Annotated in this window: 11 protein-coding genes and 2 pseudogenes; 9 read left to right on the forward strand and 4 right to left on the reverse strand. The window is 67.6% G+C overall.

Annotated features, from left to right (window positions below):
- Positions 1-51: 51 nt before the first annotated feature.
- The 3 genes and pseudogenes from ACT3UF_RS10250 to ACT3UF_RS10260 form a co-directional block, all read left to right on the forward strand.
- Positions 52-624: pseudogene (locus tag ACT3UF_RS10250) on the forward strand (transposase); the annotation flags it as partial.
- Positions 625-731: 107 nt separating this feature from the next.
- Positions 732-2,018, forward strand: coding sequence for an ISL3 family transposase (locus ACT3UF_RS10255; RefSeq protein ID WP_444607966.1), 1,287 nt, complete (start codon positions 732-734; stop codon positions 2,016-2,018).
- Between the two features lie 377 nt (positions 2,019-2,395).
- Positions 2,396-3,175 (forward strand): DNA methyltransferase, encoded by a 780-nt coding sequence (locus ACT3UF_RS10260; RefSeq protein ID WP_444608307.1) that lies wholly within the window; start codon positions 2,396-2,398, stop codon positions 3,173-3,175.
- On the opposite strand, the gene ACT3UF_RS10265 is transcribed toward ACT3UF_RS10260, so the two are convergent.
- Positions 3,157-4,568, reverse strand: a protein-coding gene (locus ACT3UF_RS10265) for an IS3 family transposase (protein ID WP_444502890.1) whose coding sequence is annotated in 2 segments (ribosomal slippage) — positions 3,157-4,223 and positions 4,223-4,568 — 1,413 coding nt in all. Because the reading frame shifts where the segments join, the coding sequence is not laid out codon by codon here. The genes ACT3UF_RS10260 and ACT3UF_RS10265 overlap by 19 nt on opposite strands.
- 92 nt (positions 4,569-4,660) lie before the next feature.
- Between ACT3UF_RS10265 and ACT3UF_RS10270 the strand changes: the two genes are divergently transcribed.
- A complete protein-coding gene (locus tag ACT3UF_RS10270; RefSeq protein ID WP_444608308.1) occupies positions 4,661-5,062 on the forward strand; it encodes a DNA methyltransferase in 402 nt (133 codons plus the stop codon).
- A 261-nt stretch (positions 5,063-5,323) separates the two neighbouring features.
- Here ACT3UF_RS10270 and ACT3UF_RS10275 read toward each other — a convergent pair whose 3' ends face one another.
- Together ACT3UF_RS10275 and ACT3UF_RS10280 are read right to left on the reverse strand one after the other, a co-directional pair.
- On the reverse strand, positions 5,324-6,625 hold the full coding sequence (locus ACT3UF_RS10275) for an MFS transporter (RefSeq protein ID WP_087133160.1): 1,302 nt from the start codon (positions 6,623-6,625) through the stop codon (positions 5,324-5,326).
- On the reverse strand, positions 6,622-10,242 hold the full coding sequence (locus ACT3UF_RS10280; RefSeq protein WP_087133161.1) for an ABC transporter ATP-binding protein: 3,621 nt from the start codon (positions 10,240-10,242) through the stop codon (positions 6,622-6,624). Before ACT3UF_RS10280 ends, ACT3UF_RS10275 begins: the two co-directional genes overlap by 4 nt.
- 104 nt (positions 10,243-10,346) lie before the next feature.
- Between ACT3UF_RS10280 and ACT3UF_RS10285 the strand changes: the two genes are divergently transcribed.
- The 5 genes and pseudogenes from ACT3UF_RS10285 (at position 10,347) to ACT3UF_RS10305 (ending at position 13,779) form a co-directional block, all read left to right on the forward strand.
- Positions 10,347-11,051, forward strand: a complete 705-nt coding sequence (locus ACT3UF_RS10285; RefSeq protein WP_087053547.1) for a TetR/AcrR family transcriptional regulator — start codon at positions 10,347-10,349, stop codon at positions 11,049-11,051.
- Between the two features lie 116 nt (positions 11,052-11,167).
- Positions 11,168-11,881: a TetR family transcriptional regulator gene (locus tag ACT3UF_RS10290; RefSeq protein ID WP_429180593.1), complete on the forward strand. Its 714-nt coding sequence runs from the start codon at positions 11,168-11,170 to the stop codon at positions 11,879-11,881.
- Positions 11,878-12,048, forward strand: coding sequence for a hypothetical protein (locus ACT3UF_RS10295; RefSeq protein WP_159456922.1), 171 nt, complete (start codon positions 11,878-11,880; stop codon positions 12,046-12,048). Before ACT3UF_RS10290 ends, ACT3UF_RS10295 begins: the two co-directional genes overlap by 4 nt.
- On the forward strand, positions 12,048-12,407 hold the full coding sequence (locus tag ACT3UF_RS10300) for a siderophore-interacting protein (RefSeq protein WP_180959793.1): 360 nt from the start codon (positions 12,048-12,050) through the stop codon (positions 12,405-12,407). Before ACT3UF_RS10295 ends, ACT3UF_RS10300 begins: the two co-directional genes overlap by 1 nt.
- Before the next feature lie 57 nt (positions 12,408-12,464).
- Positions 12,465-13,779: pseudogene (locus tag ACT3UF_RS10305) on the forward strand (ISL3 family transposase).
- Positions 13,780-13,908: 129 nt separating this feature from the next.
- Here ACT3UF_RS10305 and ACT3UF_RS10310 read toward each other — a convergent pair.
- Positions 13,909-16,677 carry a DEAD/DEAH box helicase gene (locus ACT3UF_RS10310; protein ID WP_444502670.1) on the reverse strand — a complete coding sequence of 923 codons (2,769 nt, stop codon included), beginning with the start codon at positions 16,675-16,677 and terminating at the stop codon, positions 13,909-13,911.
- Positions 16,678-16,679: the final 2 nt, after the last annotated feature.

The raw sequence follows: 16,679 nt of genomic DNA on the forward strand, positions 1-16,679 counted from the left end.
TGGTCTGTGTAAGCGGGGTGGTCCCGTTTCGAAGGAGAACAGACTGTGACTATGACAAAAGCGAATCCGGAGCGTGAGGAGCGTCGCCGGAAGCAGAAGGAGATCGCTGATCGGTTGAAGTCGTCGGGCGCGTTGGATGAGATCTTTGCGAAGATCGATGCCGGTGAGGCGCTCACGGGCGAGCAGGGGCTGATCGGTGGGATGTTGAAGGCCGCGCTCGAGCGCGGCCTGGACGCGGAGCTGACCGAGCATGTCGGCTATGACCGCGGCGACGCGGAGGCGTCGCTGCATGACAATTCCCGTAATGGCACGTCGGCGAAGACGGTCGGGACCGAGGTCGGGGATCTCGAGCTAGCGATCCCTCGCGATCGCAATGGCTCGTTCACGCCGATGCTGGTCCCTAAGGGGCAACGCCGGCTGGATGGGCTCGATGGCATGATCATCTCGCTCTATGCCGGAGGGATGACGCTGCGCGATATCCAGCACCATCTCGCCTCCACGATCGGCACGGATCTCTCTCACGAGACGATCTCGAAGATCACCGATCAGGTCGCTGATGAGGTCCTTGCCTGGCAGCAGCGGCCGTTGGACGCGCTCTATCCGGTGATCTATTTGGAGGCTCTTCCCGGTTCGTGGTGATGGGGAGCGTCGCGTCGTTGGCGTAGAACGGCTCGTGGTCCTGCTGTGATGGGTGTTGTCAAGACATCCACATTCCAGAGGACCACGAGCCTGTGCACGAGAATACTGGTTCGCAGCGGGATGCTGCGAGCACGATCTTCAACTTGCCCAATTACCGCGTCATCGATGCCGTCGACCTGCCCGATGGTGGCCGGCGGGTGGTGATCGCCTCGACCGTCCCGCCGGGCTGTCCGTCCTGCGGCGTGCTGGCGACGAAGGTCCATTCCCGCCGGTCACAGCAGGTCCGGGACGTTCCCGTCGCTGGCGCAGCGGTGGTGGTGTGGGCCAAGCGGCGCTGGTTCTGTCTGGAGCCGGCCTGTGCTCGGGGCACGTTCGCTGAGGCCACCGAGCAGATCCCTCGTTACGCACGCTCGACGACCCGACTGCGGGAAGAGGTCGTCTCGGCCGTGATCACCTCGGGCCGAGCAGCCTCCGAGGTGGCCCGGGCCCACGGCGTCTCGTGGTGGCTGGTCCAGTCCGCCCTCAGCGCCGCCGCTGTGGTCCTGCCTGACGTCGACGACGTGCGGGTAAGGCGTCTGGGGGTCGATGAGCACCGCTACCGGTCAGTGCGCTGGTTCCGCACCGACGAGGGCGCTTGGAGACGGTTCGAGCCGTGGATGACGACACTGGTCGACCTGGCCACCGGGCAGGTCCTCGGCATCGTCGACGGCAGGGACTCCAGGGCCGTCGGGGACTGGCTGGCCCAGCGTTCCGAGCTGTGGCGGGAGCGGATCGAGATCGTCGCGATCGATCCGTCGGCCGCGTTCCGCAAGGCGCTGCGGACCTACCTGCCTCGGGCCGCGGTCTCGGTCGACAAGTTCCACCTGGTCAAGCTCGGAAACGACATGGTCACCACCGTCCGGCAGCGCCTGGCCCGCACCCATCGCGGGCGGCGGGGTCGCAAGGACGACCCGGCCTGGGCCCACCGGATGCTGCTGCTGCGCGGCGGCGACACCCTGACCCCGAGGGCGTGGGAGCGGTTGGAGACGGTGTTCCGCACCGATGACCCCACTGACGAGCTCTCGGCCGCCTGGGGCATCAAGGAGCAGCTCCGCCGCCTGCTGGCCACCGACACTCTCGCCCAGGCCTGGGACGAACGGATGCGGATGGGCTACTTCGCCCAGATCGCGAACATGCCCGAGACGACGAAGCTCTACGACACCGTCGTGGCCTGGTGGGACGCGATCGAGGTCCTCATCGTCACCGGCGCAACCACCGCGAAGGTCGAAGCGGGCAACACCGGCATCAAGAACATCAAACGCACCGGCCGCGGATTCCGCAACCCGGAGAACTACCGGACCCGTATCCTGCTGACCAGCGCCGCGAGAACCGTAGCGTGAATACCCGCCACAGCAGGGTCATTCACCACGAACCGCGAAGAGCCCGATAAGGCGCGCCGTCAATAACGACACGGAAGACGGCGACGGCTATCCGCGAAAGGGCCCCTCGGCCACAGCGCGGGCTGTCACGTTTCCGTCTATAGGGGGTCCTTTAGCGTTGATAGCCGATCGTGTGTGGGAGAAAGCTGGCACTGGAAATCAGCGAAGCGCAGGCACCTCGGGGGAGCTCGGACTCGGCCCGCTGGGACTGACTCTCGCCTGGCGTCGACGCTGGGGCTGTGTGGGCTCGGTTTCGTCGGTATGGCCCGTACCTGCTGGGTGACCCTGTTCGTCGCACACGAAGGCGGACAGGCCCCGAACAGCAAGGAGCCCCCGCCATGCCTGACCCCATACCGTCGCCCGCCCCGCGCCTGGCCGAAATTCCCGCGCCCGTCTTCGCCGATGAGCGGGCGACGCTCTACCTCGGTGACACCGTTGAGCTTCTCCCGCTCCTGCCCGAGGCCAGCATCGACGCCCTGGTGACCGACCCGCCGTATGGGCTGAGCTTCAACGGGCAAGCCTGGGACGACGCTTCCGGGTTCCGCGAGTCCCTCCCGCACATCGACATGACTGGGATGAGTGCGCCGGAGGTATTCGAGACCTGGTGCACGGCCTGGGCTGCAGGAGCATTGCACGCACTCAAGCCGGGCGCGTATGTTGCAGCATTCGGTGGTGCACGCACCTGGCATCGCATGGTGCGCGGGATCGAGAATGCAGGGTTCGAGATCCGCGACCAGATCGCATGGTTGCACACAACCGGGATGCCCAAGAGCTTGGACCTCTCGCACACGATCGACAAGCACCACGGCATGCAGCGCGCCGACCGGGTCGTGCAGGCCACGGATCACGACGGGGTGCTCGGCGCAACGCGCACTGTACTGTCGAAAGGCACACCGGTCACCGAGGACGCGACACGGTGGGAAGGGTGGGGCACGGCATTGCGGCCTGCGTTCGAGCCGATCATCATCGCCCGCAAACCACCCGAAGGAAGCGTCGTCCGAAACGTCCTCAGTCACGGTGTCGGCGGGCTCAACATCGACGGCGCCGGGTTCGCTGACGGCCGGTCGGAAGTTGTCAAGGTGAATGGGGCCAGTGGGAGTCAGGCGGCGGGTTCGTAGGTCGCCTGGTCTTCGGTCTGTTTGTTCTCGGTGGGTTTGTTGATCCAGGCCGCGTCGGGCAGGGCGAGGATCTTCGGGGTGTTGTTGGTGCCGAAGCGCTCGGGGTGGGCAGCGCGGGCCGCTGAGAGAACGTCGGTGCGGCCGGTGGCTTTCGCTGTCGCCAGGCCGTAGTGGACGTCGGCAGGGGTGTGCAGGCCCAGGCCCTGGTGGTGGTGCTCGTGGTTGTAGCGGTCCTTGAACTCGTCCATGAACGCCCGCGCGTCGGCCAGGGATCCGAACCGGTCTGGGAAGACCGGCGCGTACTTCAACGTCTTGAACCACGCCTCGGAGTAGGGGTTGTCGTTGGAGACCTTCGGCCGTGAATGGGACCGGGTGACTTCCAGGTCGGAGAGCAGTGTGGCCACGGACTTTGAGGTCATCGAGGTGCCGCGGTCGGCGTGGACGACCTTCGGGATGCCGTGGATGCCGAACACTTCACGCATCATCTCCTTCGCCAGCGGCCCGGACTCGCGGGCGTGGACGTGGACGCCGACGAGGTAGCGGGAGTAGATATCGATCATCACGTAGGCGTCGTAGTAGACGCCCTTGGCCGGGCCGGGCAGCTTGGTGATGTCCCAGGTGTAGACCTGCCCGGGGCCGGTGGCCACCAGCTCGGGCACCACCCGGGCCGGGTGACGAGCCTGCCGGCGGCGCTCTGTGACCTGGGCGTTGTCCCGCAGGATGCGATACATCGTGGAGACCGAGCACAGGTAGATCCCACGATCCAGCAACGTCGCGAACACCTGTATCGGGGTGGAGTCGACGAACTCGGAACTGTTGAGCACGGCCAGCACGCTGGCTCGTTCGGCACAGTCCAGCCGGTTGGCCGGCGGGGCGTCCCGCGGCGCAGGCGGGAGCGGGCGGGCCGTGCGGCGAGCTGCTGTGGAGCGGGCGATACCAGTCAAGGCCGACGCGGCCCGGGTGGTAGTCCCTGCGACGATCAGCTCGTCGTGGGCGCCCATCAGCGCTTGTTGCGCCTGGTCTCGGTATCCGCGCTCTTGGAGACGTCCTCCAAGAGCGCGCGTGCTTTTCCCATGATCTCCAGCGCGGTCTCGGTGCGATCCAGGCGCTCCTGAGTCTGGTCCAGCTCGCGGCGCAGCCGAGCGATCTCGGCCTGTTCCTTCGAGGGCCGACCCACCGTCTGGCCAGGCTGTTTGCCCTCAAGCACGCCGGCATCGCGCTGCCGGCGCCACTCGGTGATCAACGAGGAATACAGACCCTCCCGGCGCAGGTAGGCACCGCCTTGACGTTGCGCGCTGGCCTCCTCGTATGCGGCGAGGTGGGCAAGCTTCTGCTCGGGGGTGAACGAGCGGCGCCGGGGCCCATCGGCTCGAGGATGCTGCGGGGAACTCATCGCTCCATCATCGACGCTCGACGACAAAACGGAAACGGGGGAACTGCTCATGGTGATCGATCCTGAACTCGCCCTGCGGAGGCGGACTTGCTATGAACCTCTGGCCTCAACTCACCCTGACACGCAGGGGGTGGCCGACGAACGTCGCATTCGATGCCAGTCAAGCGGATGCGTTGGATGTGTTGACGGGGACATGGCAAGGCGAGTCGCTATCGAGGAAGTTCCCGATCTTCCGCTTCGACCGAAAGCCCTCCGCCGCTGAGCGTCCTCGGGCATTCGGGGTGTCGCACTCAACGGTAAAACCACTGGCGCTGATGCGCTGGCTGGTCACGCTCGTCACCCCACCGCGTGGCATGGTGCTGGAGCCATTTGCCGGATCCGGCACCACGGTGGAGGCCGCAGCTGGAGCGGGGTTTTGTGTGGTCGCGGTAGAGAAGGAAGCAGCGTACGTGCCTCTGGTCCGCTCCCGTCTGGACAGGTCTTCTCGAGCGTGACCGTTGAGTGCCTACCGGGGACCGCCAGCAGCGGTTTGGGGCATAGCTGTCCGCCACGGAGGCATAACGTCGAGTCCGCCGGCCCCTTGCTGAGAGTGTGAGTGTTCCGTGGTGTTGTTTGGCGATGGCATCGACCGAAGCGCCCTCGGTCTGATGCCGCTTCCTTTGGGACTCCGCACCGCGCAGCGTCGGCAGGTCAGCGCCACAGGATCGGTGACTGGTACCGATGTCCTGAAACTGTCGTACTCGTCGCCACCGGCGTCAGCGTTGACGGGTGCCACGAGGTTCTCGGCTGCCAGTCGACGGTGTGGCGTGATGAGTGTTCTGGATGTCGTCGTCGAGTACGCGGCCGATGTTCCATACGACCACCGTGAGTCCGAGTGCGGACAGCACTCCGGCGCCGAGTATGACTGGGACGAATCCGAAGGTGCCCGCGAGTGCGAGGCCGGAGCCGCCGGAGATGACCATGAGGAGTGACGTGATGGTGGTGAAGAGGGTGAAGTCGGTGCCTGCGCTTTCGGGGCGGGTGAGGTCCATCGAGATCGTGTAGATGATCGCGAAGGCGGCTGCGAATGCGGCGTTCGACAGTGCCACGACCAGCAGCACGAGCCATGGCCAGGTCGCACCGAGTGCGATCGGCAGGGTGCCGAAGGTGGCGAGCACCTGTAGTCCGCCCAGCCACAGTAGTGCGGGTCGTCTGCCGATCCGGGCGATGTATACGCCGGCGAGGATGCCGGCTGCGACGCCGGTGAGACTGCCGCCGATCACGACGTACAGGCCGATCGTGGCCTCGTCCCAGCCGTCGGTGACGAGCATGGGGCGTACGAGGTTATAGGCGATGGTGAAGCCCGCACTGTACGCGGGGATGAGTGCGAGACTCCACCATCGCACGCGCCGATCGCCGAAGAACTGGCCGATCGTGCGTAGCGTGACGCGGGGTGCCGGCACGTCGCGTTCATCGGCCTCCTCGCGCCAGCGGAGGACGAAGGGCAACGCGACGAGCGTGCATGCGGCGAGGCAGAGCGCGGCGATCTGCCATCCCGCCGCCTGGTAGACGACGAGTACGACGCCACCGCCGACGACCTGTGCCACTGACGATCCCGCCGATTGGAAGCCGTTGCCCAGGCCGCGCTCGTCTGGCCGAAGGAGTCTTGTCGCGGCGGCGTCGGCGGCGACGTCTTGGGTGGCGGCGACGACGAAGATCACCGCGAACAGCGCGAGCAGGGTCGTGAACTGGGTGGCCGGGTCGAACAGGGCGAGCGAGGCGCATCCTATGGCGAGCAGCGACTGCGTGAGGAGGAGCCAGCCGCGATAGTGTCCGAGCCGTCGTGACCCGAACCGGTCGACGACCGGCGCCCACAGGAACTTGAGCGTGAGTAGTGTTGCGATGCCCGCTGCGGCCCCGATGAGCGCGAGTGGCACGCCACGGGCCTGCGCGATGGTCAGGAACGCGTAGGTGAAGAAGCCCAGGCTCAGGTTCTGGGTGCAGTAGAGCGCGGCGACGAGTGCGAGCCTCCCGCGACGGGACTGGCCACCGGGAATCGGGGGGCGGCTGGTGGTCATGATGCTCCTTGCTGGGCGGCGAGATCCGCGTAGGCCGGGCAGTCGCCCAGCAGTTTGGTGTGGGCGCCGATGCCGGCGATGCGGCCGTGTTCGACCACGACGATGCGGTCAGCGGCGGCGATGGTGGTCAGGCGGTGCGCGATGACGAGCACGGTGCGGCCGGCCACGAGCGAGGACAGTGCTCGCTGGATGCGGTCTTCGGTGCCGGGGTCGACTGCGGCGACGGCCTCATCGAGGATGAGCACCGGCGCGTCCTTCAGCAGGGCTCGGGCGATCGCGAGCCGTTGGCGTTGTCCGCCGGACAGGTCGGTGCCGCCGTCGTGCAGCACGGTGTCGAGGCCGTGGGGCAGCGCCCGGACGACGTCGTCGCACTGCGCGGCCTCGAGCGCGGCCCACAGCTCGTCATCGGTGGCGTACGGGTGTCCGAGTGCGAGGTTGTGGCGCACGGTGTCGTCGAAGAGGTAGACGTCCTGGTGCACGACCGCCACCTGTGCCATGACGCGGTCGCTGCCGAGTTCGGTGACCGGTACGCCGCCGAGCAGCACGTGCCCCGATGGGACGTCCCACAGTCGTGCGGCCAGGTGGGCGATGGTCGACTTGCCCGAGCCCGACGGTCCGACGAGTGCGGTGATCTGCCCAGGCTCGGCTCGGAACGATACACCCGTGAGGGCCGGTTGCGATGCGCCGTCGTATGTGAAGGAGACGTCGCGGAACTCGACCGACCCGTCGGCGGGCTCCGCGGAAAGTTCGGGCTCACTGAGCACGGGAGCGTCCCAGATCTCGCCGATCTTGGCGGCGATCTGCTGCTGGTTGCGCCGGTAGCCGGCGAGCATCATGAGCTCTTGGATGGGCTGGTAGATCGTCAGCGACAGGAACAGGAAGGCCAGCAGGGTGACGGCAGGCACCGCCCCAGTGGCGTACAGACCTGCCCCGACGACGATGAGCACCACTTGCCCGGACTCCACCGCGATCGAGCCGAGCGCCGTCGCGGGCGTGGCCCGTACCGACATGGCCGTGCTGGCGGCGGAGAGCCGTGAGATCGCGGTGTCATAGCGGGCTGCCATCGCCGACCCAGGGTTCCCACGCAGCACAGCGGCGCCGCGGGCCTGGTCGAGCAGTGCGACGGTGGCCTCCTGTCTCGCGGCGTAGAGGTCGGCGAAGGCCCGGTGGTGGATGCGATCGCTCCACACTGTCAGCAGCCAGAACAACGGCAGGCCGATGAGCGCCGCGAGGGCGAGCCGCCAGTCGATGACGAGCAGGATGATCATCGCGTAGACGGGTTGCACGAGCCCGCCGACGATCTGCTGCGGGACGTTCTGGAAGTCGATCATCGCCGTGTCGTTGCCGACGAGCGTGGCGATCCTGCCGTTGTCGACGCGACCGAAGAACCCCAGCGGAACCCGCCGGAGACGTTCGAGCACCGACAGCTGCAGATCGGCCTTGGAGCGGGCCGACAACCGCCACACCAGCGCGTTGGACCAGACGGAGGCGAGCAGGCGCAATACCAGCATGCCGGCGAGCAGCGCCGTGACGGTCCAGACCAGTGACGCGTCGAGGCCGCCGGCCCATCCCTCGCCGATGGCGGCCATGACGATCACGAAGACCGCGATGAGCGGCGCCCCGCGCACGAGCGATTCCGCGATGAGTCGCACGAACCCGCGGCGCCACAGCGTCTGCCAGCTCCGCCCGTACAGGGCCCGCCACTGCCTGGCGAAGCCGAGCCCGCCGATGTGCGCTCGCACGACGGAACGCGCAGCCTGCCCCCACTCGTCCGCGGCGCTGTCCGGGAGGTTCTCGGCGACATTCGTAGCGGGTGCCGGCGCGGGTACCGGTGCGGTCGATGCCTCGAGCCGCCAGCCCGCGGCGTCCCGGTAGGAGTGCCAGAGCTCCCGATACGGGGTACACGTCTCGAGCAACCCCTCGTGGTCGCCGGTCGCGGCGACTACACCCTGGTCGAGATAGGCGATCTGGGCGCTGTGCTGGATGGTGGAGAGCCGGTGGGCGATCGCGATCACGGTACGTCCCGCTATGACTTCATCGAGAGCCTCGAGTGTGTTGCGTTCGGTGGTGGCGTCCAGCGATGCGGTGATCTCGTCGAGCACGAGGATGCGCGCGTCCTTGAGGATCGCCCGGGCGATGGCGATGCGCTGCCGTTCACCGCCGGACAGCACCCCGCCGCCGGCGGGCAGCTCGGTCGCCCACCCCTGGAACAGTGCGGCAGCGACGTCGCCGAGCTGGGCGCGTTCCGCGGCGGCGATCGACTCGGCATCGGTCGCGTCCGGTCTGGCGATGCGGATGTTCTCCAGCAGCGACGCGGCGAAGACATACTCGTCCTGCTGGATGAACGCCACGAGCCCCGCGAGCGACTCTGAGGGGATCTGCCGCACGTCGACCCCGCCGATGCGTACCGCACCGGAATCGACGTCGGAGAATCGCGCCACGAGCCTGGCGAGCGTCGATTTACCGCTGCCGGTCCGGCCGACGAGCGCGAGTGTCTCCCCTTCCCGTGCGGTCAGGCTGATGCCGTCGAGCACCGGCGCGTCCTCGCGGTAGGCGAACCGCACATCGTCGAACTCCACGTCGAAACGCTCGGGGACGACGGGCTCGGCCGGTGCGGGCAGCGGGTCCTCGGCGAGGATCTCGGTGATCGTCCCCGCCGCCAGCTGGATCCTGACGAGGATCGTCGCCAGCGTGCCGACGAGGCCCATGACGGGCGTGAGATACCCGAGCGCCAGCAGCAGGAACAGCACGAGCGTCGCCAGATCCAGCTCACCGGAGGTGAAGCGCAGACCCGCGACGGGGATGAGCAGCGCGACCGTGAGCCCCGTGGCCACGGTCATCGCCGCCACCAGCCACTTCACCGGCCCGGCTGTCGCCGCCGTCTGCAGACGCGCGGCCTCGATGACGGCTGCGCGTGCCTGGTCGTAGCCGGTGTCCGGCCGCAGGTACCCGCGGATGACCTTGATGCCCTGCAGATACCCCATGACGGCCCGGCTGAGCGTGGTCGAGTGCTCGGCGAGAGCGGCGTTGTTGCGCTGCGCGAGCCTCATACCGACCGCGGAGACGACGACGAGCAGCACGAGCGAGGCGAGTGCCACGAGCGCGAGCCTCCAGTCGACGACGAACAATGCGATTGTCGTCGCCACAGGCACCGCCGCAGCGGCGGCGCCGTCGGGAACGCCATGCGCGAGCGCCTCCTCGAGCTGCTCGACGTCGTCGTGCAGCACCTTCTTCAGCTCACCCGTCGACCTCGCCTGCACCCGCCCGAGCGGCAGCACCTGCAGCTTCGCAGCGATGGCACGCCGCAGGTCGCCGAGGATCCGGTACGCGGCGACATGCCCGACGTGGGTGGACAGGCCGTTCGCGATCGCGCGCACGACGAGCGCGACCGCCGTCCACCACGCGATCCAGCCGACCGCTGCGATATCGGCCGACGGTCCGGCGAACAAAGTCACCGTCACCGCATACACCGCGAGATACGGCGCCAGCGAGCACCCGGTACCGACGACGGCGAGCACGGCAGAGGCCACAAGCCCGAGCCGGTGCCCGGCCACGATCGCACCGAGGGTGGTGGGTTCCGCACCGGGCCGGGCACCTGCCTCGCCAGCTCCAGACATCAGGGCATTAGCTCGAGTAAGGGTCACCTAAGTGAGGCTAGAAGCAGCAAGCGCGAAAATCAATAGCCATGTATTTACTGTTCTCGCCAAGCTAGGATCGTGGTGTGTCCACTGAGCGCCGTAGCGACCGGGGGAGAGGGCGCCCCCGTCAGGGTGACATCGTCCTGAGTCGCGACCTCATCGTCGAGACCGCGCTCGCGATCGCAGGTGCAGAAGGCTTCGCCGCGCTCTCCATGCACAGACTCGCTCGCCAGCTCGACGTGACCCCGAGAGCGCTCTACAACCATGTCGCAGACCGGCAGGAAGTGATCGATCTCGCCGCCGCGCGCATGCTGCAGCACACGCCCATGCCGGCCTTCGACCACCCGGATTGGCGCGACGCGCTCCGCGATGCCTACGACAAAGCCCGCCAGGCCTACCGGGCCTACCCGCGCGCCACCCTGATCTCACTGGACGAGACCGTCAGTGCCACGTCGGTCGACCCGCACCGGGTGATCCTTGCCGAACGCCTCCTACAGTTCTTGGTCGACCTCGGGTTGACACTGCCCCAGGCGCTCGTGATACGCAGCGGGTTCCTCTTCGACGTGTTCGCCTTCACGCTGCTGATCGACTACCGCTACGACCGCGGCGACGACGAACTGCGCCGGATGATGAGCCAACCAGTGCCCGAAGCCTGGCTGGACTCCCTCCCCGACGTCGTTGCACCACGGTCACGAGAAGCGTCCGACCTTGACCCCCGCACCAGCGATGAGATGTTCGCCGAGACCATCGCCATGCGAATCGCCACCATCGAGCACCTGCTCGAATGAACCAGGCGCTGCGCCATGTGCCGCAAGCACCCGGGTAGCCCAGCTGTCGACCCCGTCCTTCGGTGTCGATGACGCCGTCCCTTGATTTCGGTAGTCTACTCTCATAATCTGTTGAGGTGAGCCTTACCTCAGAAAGTGGTGGCCGTGCGGCAGGTCGCGCGCGTCGGCCGGGGCGTCCACCCACGATCGATGCGGCGGCCATCGGCGGCGCGGTCGTGACGGTCGGTTTCCGGGAGGTGACGTTCGCTGCGGTGGCGGACCGGCTGGGTGTCGGGCAGGCGACGGTGTATCGGCACGCGGCCAATCGTGACGAGCTGGTGCGTCTCGGGTTGGAAGAGGCGGTGTCTGGTTTCGCCTGGCCGGATCTTACAGGCCGGTGGGACTCATTGTTGCGGCGATGGGCGGTGGCGTCCTGGCGGGCGTGGGAAAAGCATCCCGGTGCGGTGTTCGCGATCTCGCGTGGAGTGATCCCGCCATCGATAGTGGGACTCGCCGACCGGATAGGCGGAGCGCTCGTGGAGCGGGGGTTCATCGCCGCGGATGCCGTGCTCGCCGTCGACCTCGTCTTCGACCTCGCGGCGGACAACCGTCGCGGTGTCGAGGCGCTCGACACCATTCGCGAGCCAGGTGAGACGGCCGCTCGAGGCGGAGTGGAACACGGATGGCGCACAGCCCCTGTGTCACCGGGACCGGAAGGGCAGCACGAGGTGCGGGCGGAGATGGTGCGGGCGATCCGGGTGGAACCGGTCGAGTGGTTCGAACGGAAACTGGGCGTCGTCCTCGCGGGCATCGCACAGGAACTCGCACCCCGACAGGAGGAAACGCCATGACGACCGTTGAGCAGTCTCCGGCGCACACGAGCACGGCCGCATCGTTCAACGCGGAACCAACCTGGCTGCCGGCGGCCCGCTATACCGGCTTCTGGGCCGAACACAGCCGCGCTGCCGGATGGCGCCTCGAACCCACCGCCACACCACACGGACAGGAATCACACTGATGGCCAACTGGCAGCGCGGCGTGATGCGCCTGATGCGCATTCCCAACCACGCGGTCACCGTCACCGCGATCCACGACTACACCCCGTGCTACCGGCGCATCACCTTCACTGCGCCAGACCTCGTCAACCAGCTGGAGGTGTTCCCCACGCTCTGGCTACGCCTGTGGGTGCCGCACCCTGCGAAAGGCGAGGGGCACCTCAGCCAGCGCGGATACACCTTCGTCGACATCCGGCCAGACGAGGGCACGTTCGCTCTCGACTTCGTCCTGCACGAACAACCCGGCCCCGCCGGAGACTGGGCAAAGAGGCTCTTCACAGATGAGGGTGTAGCGGTCGGCGGCGCGTCGCTCCCCGGGTAGGCGTCGAGGCCTTCCGAAGATGGAAGTTCTGACACTGGCCATCGGGAAGACCTCGACGTGCCTGACGCTACCTTCACTGCCCCTGACCTGACGACCTTCGCCCGCCTGGACGAGCTCGGGTTGGAGGTGACTGGGCAGCGCCTGGAACCCGACCGGGCGGTGCTGGCTTGCCGCGTGCTCGAACCCGACGACTGGTGCCGCCGATGCGGTTGCGAAGGCATCCCGCGCGACACCGTCGTTCGTGAGCTGGCGCACGAACCGCTGGGCTGGCGACCGACGACGCTGGCGGTCACGGTCCGCCGCTACCAGTGCATCGGATGCGGCCACGTGTGGCGTCAAGACACCACTGCTGCGGCGCAGCCGAGGGCGAAGCTCTCCCGGCGGGGGCTGCGGTGGGCCCTGGCCGGGATCGTGTGCCAGCACCCTGTCCATCGCCCGCGTCGCCGCAGGCCTGGGGGTCGCGTGGAACACCGCCAACGACGCCGTCCTCGCTGAGGGCAAGCGCGTCCTGATCGACGACCCGCATCGGTTCGACGGCGTGGAAGTGATCGGTGTCGATGAGCACGTCTGGCGGCACACCCGGCGCGGGGACAAGTACGTCACCGTCATCATCGACCTGACCCCGAGCCGCGACGCTCGGGGCCCGGCACGGCTGCTGGACATGATCGAGGGCCGCTCGAAGAAGACCTTCAAGACGTGGCTGGCCGACCGGCCGAAGGACTGGCGCGATCGGGTCGACGTCGTGGCGATGGACGGCTTCACCGGCTACAAGTCCGCTGCCACGGAGGAACTGCCGGAGGCGACCGCGGTCATGGATCCCTTCCACGTGGTGCGTCTGGGCGGTGAGGCCCTCGACTCGTGCCGGCGGCGGGTCCAGCGGGCCACCAAGGCACGTCGAGGCCGTAAGGGCGACCCGCTCTACCGGTCCCGGCGCACGCTGCACACCGGAGCAAGTCTGCTGACCGAGCGACAGACCCAGCGCCTGGAGGATCTCTTCGCCGACGAGAGGCACCTGCCGGTCGAGGTGACCTGGGGTGTCTACCAGCGCATGATCGCCGCCTATCGCCACGAGGACCGGCAACGTGGCCGCGAGCTCATGGAGAAGCTGATCACCGACCTCAGCGCCGGCGTCCCCAAGGTGCTCACCGAGCTCACCACCCTGGGCCGGACCCTGAAGAAGCGAGCCGCTGACGTGCTCGCCTACTTCGAACGACCCGGCACCAGCAACGGGCCGACCGAGGCGCTCAACGGACGGCTCGAACACCTGCGCGGCTCCGCACTCGGGTTCCGCAACCTGACCAACTACATCGCCCGAAGCCTGCTCGAGACCGGCGGCTTCAGACCCCAACTTCTACACCCCCGATTGGGATGAGCCCGATTGAGTGGACGCCCGATGAGCGGTGGGCTGCCGTCGCTCGGAAAGAACTGATGGGCCGGCGACGGGTGCGCTGATCAATGATCTGAAGCGGTCCGCTGCCGTCGCTGCGGACGGAATCCTCACTCACGAGGCAGCCGCTCCAGCCTCCGAACCTTCCGCACCCAACACCCGCGCCTTCTCCTCCGCCACCAGCCGCTTCGCGATCGCTACGTCCCCGGTCTCCACGGCGTCCAGATCGGAGTCCTTGGTGGCGGATTCGCGGGCATACTCGTCGAACACCTTGGTCTTCTCGCTGAGCAGTTCGACCACTCGCGGATCGACTCCCTCGTCGGAGAGGAGCCGGTGCACCTGCACGGATCGCTGCTGGCCCATGCGGTAGGCGCGAGCGATGGCCTGGACCTCCAGGGATGGCTTGAGCTGCGGTTCGCAGATCACCACTACGGAGGCCGCCTGAATGTTGAGCCCCTCGCCGCCGGCCTGGATCTGGGAGATGAGCACGCCTCCTCCCGCTGCGCTGGAGAATTCGTCGATGATCTCCTGGCGCCGCCCCGCGCTCACTGCCCCGCTGATGGGGCCGTGCACGATGCCCGGCAGAAGCTCGCGGAGCGAGTCGATGACGGTGCGGAAGAACGAGAAGACGATGACCTTGCGGCCGTTCGCCTCCGCATCCTCGACGATCTCCTGGAGGCGCTCGACCTTGTTGGAACGAGCGCCCGCTTCCATCGCCGCCCGGCGCATGCCCATGAAGTTCCCGGCGGCGACCTGGGCCGTGTAAGCACGCTCGTCCTCGCTGGAGAACTCGATCCAGTCCTCGATCTCGTTGAGCTCGGGAAGCTCCTTCAGCACGTCCTCCTGGTTGCGCCGCAGGTATGCCGGGGCGATGCGCTGTCGGAATGCCATCGGCAGCAGCCCTTCGGAGGAGCGAGCGAGGGAGGGGTCGAGGTAGCTGAGCAGCGTGCGGAACTCCTCGAGTCTGTTCTCGATGGGAGTGCCGGTCATGAGGATGGCGTGGGAGGCGCGCTTCAGCTGTGCAACGCTATTCCGGGTTCGCCTCGCGTCAGGGTTCTTGATCTTGTGCGCCTCATCGACGACGACGGTGTCGAGCCGCTCGAACTCACCGGAGTGCAGCAGACGGCCCAGCGTCTCGAAGGTCGTGACGGCGATCCCGCCATTGCGCTGCCATTGTGCGGCGGCCGAGTCACGCTCTGCGCCGTGCAGACGGTGCGCGGCGATAGAGGACTTCGACTCGATCTCCCGGATCCAGTTCGCGACCACTGCTGCCGGACAGACCACCAGCGTGTGGCCCTGTCCCGCTCGTGTGAGGTGGGCGATCGCGGCCAACGCCTCGATCGTCTTCCCGAGCCCCATCTCGTCGCCGATGATCACCTTCCGCTGGCGGACGATGAATCGGGCGGCGAAGTGCTGGTATTGGCGCAGGCTCTCCAGCGTGAGCAGTTCGGTGTCCAGCTCGGTGCTCTCCACCAGGCGGATTAGCTGCTCGGGAAGATCACCGTGGGTGTTCTGGGCGAGGCGATCCTCGTAACCGAGCTCTGTCAGCAGGGCGAAGTAGTCGCTCCCGTGCCCGGTGAAGTCCTCGCGCACGCCGGCGGCAAGTCGGGCGCGCTCCTTCGCGTGCAGATGCCGTCCGGCACTCCGCCCCTCCTGTCGATGTACGAACGAGCGCAGGGAATCCAGAAGGTCGTGGCCCTGCGATCCGTTCCCCCCGATGAGGAGAGCAGGGGCGTGCCCGACTCCCGACGTGTAGGGAGTGGTCGGCGTGATCTGCTGGGTCACTTCGGCGACGCGCTGAGCGAAGGCCTCCATACGCACGCTCAGCTGGTGATCGGCCGTCGCGCCGCGTTCACGGAGCCGGTGGTCGATCAGCGCTTTGAGCGCGATCCGCAGGCGAACGGCATTCGACGACTCCCCGGTGAGGTCGATCTTCGCCTGCCCGCGGGCCTGACTGCGCATCTGCCTGGCTGCGATGACCACCGTGTGCGCGGTGTCGGGGCCGATGCCGTCGATGGCGGTGAGCCTGCCCGCGCTCCAGCTCGCGAGGTCGGCGACGGAGCGGATCCCCGCTCGCTCCAGCGCCTTCGAAGGGAACCTGCCCACGGAGACCCTCGTGCGGAAGTGGTCCATGTCGATGTTGGCCAGCAGTGACGTGGTGGAATCGTCCACCACGGACTCTGCTGCGGTGCGCACGTCTCCCTCGAGGGCGGCGCCCGCGCGCGCAGCGTCGGCTCCTGCGATCAGGGACCGGGCGATATCGGCCAGCTCGTGCGTGCGCAGCACCGTGATCCCGTCGGCCGTTGTGCCGAGCGCGGCGGCGGTCGCCTGACGAAGGTGATCGGGGTGGAGCACGGAGCCGGCGTCGCCGCTGGGCCACGCGTGCTCAACGTCGCTCTGGATCTGCGGGGTGTTAGCGAAGGCGAGGTGTTCCCGCAGATCCGAGGTGGCACGGTCCCTCGCCGCGGCGTCCGATCCTTGACCGAAGAGCCGACGGAAGAAGCCCTGAGGGGTGGCGAGCGGGATCGCCTGAGGGAAGGCGCCGACGACCTGCTCGAGCCAGGGATCGAACGATGGCGACACCTTCTCCAGCTGCTGCGACGCGAGTTCGGCATGGAGGAGGTCCGCGTCCCGCGAGAGGAGCGGGAGGATCCGCCCGCGGGCACCGTTGATGTCGGAAGTGGGGTTGCCCTCGTCGGCTGGGACGAGGTCATGGGCCTCTGGGATGAGCAGCGGCACGGTGCGCTTCTCGATGATGCGCCTCGCCTCACGACCAGCGTGCCGAGCGGCCTGCTGGGCTGCCAGGAGTGCGCTGGCCTGGTCCTGCAGCACAGTGGCGTCCGCAACCAGTTGTGCTCGAGCTGCGCGCGTCAGTTCCACCATCG

This window comes from Brachybacterium sp. AOP24-D1-21, from assembly GCF_052378665.1.
GTDB lineage: Bacteria > Actinomycetota > Actinomycetes > Actinomycetales > Dermabacteraceae > Brachybacterium.